The organism is Mesorhizobium sp. M7A.F.Ca.ET.027.02.1.1 (genome assembly GCF_004022985.1).
GTDB lineage: Bacteria > Pseudomonadota > Alphaproteobacteria > Rhizobiales > Rhizobiaceae > Mesorhizobium.
Genome location: NZ_RZOL01000384.1, coordinates 1 through 5,852, shown reverse-complemented (window position 1 = coordinate 5,852; position 5,852 = coordinate 1). Strand labels below are relative to the sequence as shown.

At 61.7% G+C, this 5,852-nt stretch carries 6 protein-coding genes; all 6 read right to left on the bottom strand.

Annotated elements, in window-relative coordinates; all coding sequences use genetic code 11:
• A partial coding sequence (locus EN749_RS29005) for a hypothetical protein (RefSeq protein ID WP_128364440.1) occupies positions 1-386 on the bottom strand: 386 nt, incomplete at its 3' end.
• A gap of 13 nt (positions 387-399) precedes the next feature.
• Positions 400-1,764 carry a pyruvate dehydrogenase complex dihydrolipoamide acetyltransferase gene (locus EN749_RS29000; protein WP_128364439.1) on the bottom strand — a complete coding sequence of 455 codons (1,365 nt, stop codon included), beginning with the start codon at positions 1,762-1,764 and terminating at the stop codon, positions 400-402.
• 18 nt (positions 1,765-1,782) lie between these two features.
• On the bottom strand, positions 1,783-3,183 hold the full coding sequence (locus EN749_RS28995; protein ID WP_127271464.1) for a pyruvate dehydrogenase complex E1 component subunit beta: 1,401 nt from the start codon (positions 3,181-3,183) through the stop codon (positions 1,783-1,785).
• Between the two features lie 15 nt (positions 3,184-3,198).
• Positions 3,199-4,236, bottom strand: a complete 1,038-nt coding sequence (pdhA, locus tag EN749_RS28990) for a pyruvate dehydrogenase (acetyl-transferring) E1 component subunit alpha (RefSeq protein WP_128309874.1) — start codon at positions 4,234-4,236, stop codon at positions 3,199-3,201.
• Between the two features lie 193 nt (positions 4,237-4,429).
• Complete coding sequence (locus EN749_RS28985; protein WP_127270588.1) at positions 4,430-4,753, bottom strand: septum formation initiator family protein; 324 nt, start codon at positions 4,751-4,753, stop codon at positions 4,430-4,432.
• Between the two features lie 162 nt (positions 4,754-4,915).
• Positions 4,916-5,852: phosphopyruvate hydratase (gene eno / locus EN749_RS28980; RefSeq protein WP_128364438.1), on the bottom strand; the 937-nt coding region annotated here is incomplete at its 5' end.

Genomic DNA, 5,852 nt, shown 5'->3' with positions numbered 1-5,852 from the left:
CGCCTCAACCTCCAGCGCACGAACAGCCAGTGAACCAGCACAGTGGCCAGGTTCGGCAAAACCAGGCCGGCGATGATTGGCAGGTCGCCTCCCCACTGGCGCTTGCCGATCGGTTGAGAGAACGTCCAACCGATCAGGCCGAGCCCGATCAGCACGAACAGGAGAATTGCGCAGAGGGCCAGCCAGTTGATGATCGTCGGTGCGTTCGAAAAAAGCTGCGCGATGAAAAACACGATCGTTGCAACAATGGTGACAAGCACCGACGTCATGAACACCAGAATGTATTCTTCCTGCGCATGGGTTGCGACCGCCAGCTGTTGAGCAACCAGGCCGCCTGCCAATCCTGACAGGAAAAACGCCATGAGGGAGGTGAAGAAGATCCGCACCGCCCTCTCCGTCCTAGACCAGCATGCCCATCGGGTTCTCGATCAGCCGCTTGAAGGCGACCAGCAGTTCAGCCCCAAGCGCGCCGTCGACGGCGCGGTGATCGGTCGACAGCGTCACCGACATCACGGTGGCGATCTTGATCTCGCCATTCTTGACCACCGCCCGCTCCTCGCCGGCGCCGACCGCCAGGATGGTCGCATGCGGCGGGTTGATGACCGCAGCAAAATCCTTGATGCCGAACATGCCGAGGTTGGACACCGCCGTGGTGCCGCCCTGATACTCTTCCGGCTTCAGCTTGCGGCTGCGCGCACGGCTGGCCAGGTCCTTCATCTCGTTGGAGATGGTGGACAGCGTCTTTTCGTCGGCCTTGCGGATAATCGGCGTGATCAGGCCACCGGGGATCGACACGGCAACGCCGACATCGGCATGCTTGTGCTTGACCATGGCGCTTTCGGTCCATGAGGCATTGGCATCCGGCACCGCCTTCAGCGCCATGGCCATCGCCTTGATGACCATGTCGTTGACCGACAGCTTGTAGGCCGGCGCCTCGCCCTTATCGGTCTTCTTCACCGGGGCTGCCGCATTGATCTGCGTGCGCAGCGCCAGCAGCGCATCGAGTTCGCAATCGAGCGTCAGGTAGAAATGCGGGATGGTGGTCTTGGCCTCGACCAGGCGGCGCGCGATGGTCTTGCGCATATTGTCATGCGGGACGAGGTCGTAGGAGCCCTGTTCGAACAGTTTCAGGACCTGATCATCCGACATCGCCTTTACCGCAGGCGCAGGAGCGCCAGCAGGAGCCTTGGCGGCAGGCGCCGCCTGGGCACCTCCACCGGCAATCGCCGCGTCGACATCCGACTTCACCACCCGGCCATGTGGGCCGGTGCCAGTCACGGCAGACACATCGACACCGGCCTCCTTCGCGATGCGGCGTGCAAGCGGCGACGCGAAGGTGCGCTCGCCAGCCGCATGGCCGTTGGCAACCGGAGCCGCATCTGCCTTGGATGCGGTCGCGACCGGTTCGGCCTTGGGTGTCTCAGCCTTCGGTGCGTCAGCCTTGGGAGCCTCCGCTTTCGGCGTCTCGGCTTTGGCTGGTGCGGCAGTATCGCCGCTTTTCGCGGCAGCGCCCGCATCCTCGCCCTCTCCGGCGAGCACGGCGATCAGCGCATTGACCTTGACGCCTTCGGTGCCGGCGGGAACGACGAGCTTGGCAACCGTGCCCTCATCGACAGCCTCGACTTCCATCGTCGCCTTGTCGGTCTCGATCTCGGCAATCACATCGCCCGGCGAAACCTTGTCGCCTTCCTTGACGAGCCACTTGGACAGATTGCCCTCTTCCATCGTGGGCGACAGGGCCGGCATGGTGATGTTGATTGGCATTTTGTCCTCCCGCCCGGTTCAGCGATACGTGACGGCTTTGACCGCCTCGATGACTTCGCCGACATTCGGCAACGCCAGCTTCTCGAGGTTCGCCGCATAAGGCATTGGCACATCCTTGCCGGCGATGGTGATGACCGGCGCGTCCAGAAAGTCGAAGGCGCGCTGCGACACCTGGTTGGCGATATGGTCGCCGACCGAGTTCTGCGGATAACCTTCCTCCACCACCACCAGGCGGTTGGTCTTCTTGACCGAGGCGATGATGGTGTCGAGATCGAGCGGCCGGATCGTGCGCAAGTCGATGATCTCGGCATCGATGCCAAGGCCACGCAGTTCCGCTTCAGCCTTGACCGCATAGGTCATGCCGATGCCGAAGGAGACGATGGTGACGTCCTTGCCTGATTTATGGATGCGCGCCTTGCCGATCGGCAACACGAAATCGTCCAGCTTCGGCACGTCGAAGGACTGACCGTAGAGGATTTCATTCTCGAGGAAGATGATCGGGTTCGGATCGCGGATCGCTGCCTTCAACAAGCCCTTGGCGTCAGCGGCGGTGTAGGGCATCACCACTTTCAGGCCCGGAATGTGGCTGTACCAGGCGGCATAGCACTGCGAGTGCTGAGCGGCGACGCGTGCGGCGGCACCGTTCGGTCCACGGAACACGATCGGCGCGCCCATCTGGCCGCCGGACATATAGAGCGTCTTGGCGGCCGAGTTGATGATCTGGTCGATCGCCTGCATGGCGAAGTTGAAGGTCATGAACTCGACGATCGGCTTCAGGCCGGCCATCGCCGCACCCACGCCAACGCCGGCAAAGCCATGCTCGGTGATCGGCGTGTCGACGACGCGCCGCGGCCCGAATTCCTGCAGCAGGCCTTGCGTGATCTTGTAGGCGCCCTGGTATTCGGCAACCTCCTCGCCCATGACGAAGACATCGCCGTCGCGGCGCATTTCCTCGGCCATCGCATCGCGCAGCGCTTCGCGCACCGTGGTCGAGACCATTTCCGTGCCGGCCGGAATGTCCGGATCGGCCGCGATTTCCGACTTCGGAGCAGCAGCCACCGGCGCAGCCGGCTTTGCGGCCTCCGCCTTATCCTCTGCCGCCGCCGGAGCCTCTGCCTTTGCAGGCGCTTCCGCCTTGGCGGGCGCCGCGGCCTTGCCGATATCCCCGGCACTTTCGCCGTCCTGCAGCAGCACGGCAATCGGTGTGTTGACCTTGACGCCTTCGGTACCGGCGGCGATCAGGATCTTGCCCAGCGTGCCTTCGTCAACGGCTTCGACTTCCATCGTCGCCTTGTCGGTCTCGATCTCGGCGATGACGTCGCCGGCGACGACTTTGTCGCCCTCGTTCTTCAACCACTTCGAAAGATTGCCCTCTTCCATGGTCGGCGAGAGAGCGGGCATGAGAATTTCGATCGGCATGTCCTTGCCCTCCCGTTACAATACGATATCGGTCCAGAGCTCGGACGGATCCGGCTCCGCGTCGTTCTGGGCAAATTCGGCGGCATCCGCGACAATGTCGCGGACCTCCTTGTCGATGGTCTTGAGCTCGTCCTCGGTCGCCCACTTCTTTTCCATCAGCCGTGCCTTGACCTGCTCGATCGGGTCATGGTCCGAGCGCATCTTCTGCACTTCTTCCTTCGAGCGGTATTTCGCCGGGTCGGACATCGAGTGACCGCGATAGCGGTAGGTCTGCATTTCGAGAATGATCGGCCCGTTGCCGGCGCGGCACCATTCGGTCGCCTGGTCGCCGGCGGCCTTGACGGCGCGGACATCCATGCCGTCGACCTGGATGCCGGGAATCTTGAACGAGGCGCCACGGTGCGAAAAATTGGTTTCCGCCGAAGAGCGCGACACCGAGGTGCCCATCGCATAGCGGTTGTTCTCGATGATGTAGATCACCGGCAGCTTCCACAGCGAGGCCATGTTGAAGCTTTCATAGACCTGGCCCTGGTTGGCCGCGCCATCGCCGAAATAGGTCAGCGAAACATTGTTGTTGTCGCGGTAGCGGTTGGCGAAGGCCAAGCCCGTGCCGAGCGACACCTGCGCGCCGACGATGCCGTGGCCGCCGTAAAAGTGCTTTTCCTTGGAGAACATGTGCATGGAGCCGCCCTTGCCCCGGGACAGGCCGCCCCGACGCCCGGTCAACTCGGCCATGACGCCGCGCGGCGACAGTTCCATCGCCAGCATGTGGCCGTGGTCGCGATAGGCGGTGATCATCTGATCGCCATCGATCAGTGCCATCTTCATGCCGGTGACGACCGCTTCCTGGCCGATATAGAGGTGGCAGAAGCCGCCGATGAAACCCATGCCGTAAAGCTGGCCGGCCTTTTCCTCGAAACGACGGATGAGCAGCATGTGCCGGTAAGCGGCAAGCTCTTCGTCCTTGGTGAATTCGGCAGGCTTGGGGGCCGAAATCCCCGATTTGCCGTCGGATTTGGATTTGGCAGGCGCTTTTCTGGCGGCGGTGGCCATGCATCACTCCCTGTTGGCGTCTCTTTGTGGACATTAGAGCAGATGAAATCTGCTCTGGGGAGATCAGCTCTTCCCCACCGATTTAAGGGAGGCTAACACGCGTCAAAGCGTAGCGCCATGCCGAATTTGCATAGCTGGCATGCGCCTAAGCGATTAAAATCATTGAAAATATTGATGATTAACTTGAAATCAGTTATTTCGACGAGGTCGGCAACATAATGGTGATTTCGTCAGCCTGGGACAGATTGAGCGCCTTGCGTGCCTGCTCATCGAGCATGTCCTTTTCGAGCGTGCCTTCATGCATCAACCGAACGCGGCGCTCGAGTTCCATGCGGCGCGCCTTGATCACATCGAGCTGGCCTTGCAGCGCCACCGTCTGGGCTTCCAGCTGATATTTCGAATAGATGCCGAATTCGCCGTGATAGGCGTGAAAGCCGAAATAGGCCAGGAACGCCACGCAAAGCGAGGGAATGATCAGTCGGCCGGTGTTTCTCTGCTTGTGCTGACGCGTCCACATGATCCAAATCCTCGCGGCCGCGAACTCAGGCGGCTCACGATCTTTTTCGCCCGATTGTGCTTAACGGACGGTTACGGGTGTCCTGTTGGGCGGCGTCGAAACAAAAAAGGGCGGGAATGCTCCCGCCCTTTTGTCCGGTATCGATGAGCCGGTGTTTCTGGATCAGCCCTTGACCACCGACTTGCCGGCATAGCTTGCCTGCTTGCCGAGTTCTTCCTCGATGCGGATCAGCTGGTTGTACTTGGCCATGCGGTCGGAGCGCGACAGCGAGCCTGTCTTGATCTGTCCGCAATTGGTGGCAACCGCGAGATCGGCGATGGTCGAATCCTCGGTTTCGCCCGAGCGGTGCGACATGACGGCAGTGTAGCCGGCCTTGTGCGCGGTCTCTACGGCGTCGAGCGTTTCCGTCAGCGAGCCGATCTGGTTGACCTTGACGAGGATCGAATTGGCAACGCCCATGCGGATGCCGTCGCGCAGCCGCGCCGTATTGGTGACGAACAGGTCGTCGCCGACCAGCTGCGTCTTTTTGCCGATCAGGTCGGTCAGGTACTTCCAGCCTTCCCAGTCGTCCTCGGCCAAGCCGTCCTCGATCGAGATGATCGGATAGTCGGCGGCAAGCTTGGCCAGGTATTTGGCCTGGGCCTTGGGATCGCGCGTCTTCTTCTCGCCCTCATAGACGTAGTTGCCGTCCTTGAAGAACTCGGTCGCGGCGCAATCGAGGCCGAGCGCGATCTCGTCGCCCGGCTTGAAGCCAGCCTGCTCGATCGATTCCATGATGAAATCGAGCGCCACCGGCGCGCTTTTCAGGTTCGGGGCGAAGCCGCCCTCGTCGCCGACATTGGTGTTGTGGCCGGCGTCTTTCAGTTTCTTGCGCAGCGTATGGAAGATTTCCGAACCCCAGCGGACACCTTCGCGCAGCGTCGGCGCGCCGATCGGCAGGATCATGAATTCCTGGAAGTCGATCGGGTTGTCGGCATGCGCGCCGCCATTGATGATGTTCATCATCGGTACCGGCAGGAGATGCGCCTTGGTGCCACCGACATAACGGTACAGCGGCAGGCCGGCGGCATCGGCGGCCGCCCTTGCCACCGCCCGCGAC

Excerpts from the sequence above, each read along its gene's own strand:
- EN749_RS29000 (WP_128364439.1), bottom strand. The coding sequence starts at position 1,764 with ATGCCAATCAACATCACCATGCCGGCCCTGTCGCCCACGATGGAAGAG.
- EN749_RS28995 (WP_127271464.1), bottom strand. The coding sequence starts at position 3,183 with ATGCCGATCGAAATTCTCATGCCCGCTCTCTCGCCGACCATGGAAGAG.
- pdhA (WP_128309874.1), bottom strand. The coding sequence starts at position 4,236 with ATGGCCACCGCCGCCAGAAAAGCGCCTGCCAAATCCAAATCCGACGGC.
- EN749_RS28985 (WP_127270588.1), bottom strand. The coding sequence starts at position 4,753 with ATGTGGACGCGTCAGCACAAGCAGAGAAACACCGGCCGACTGATCATT.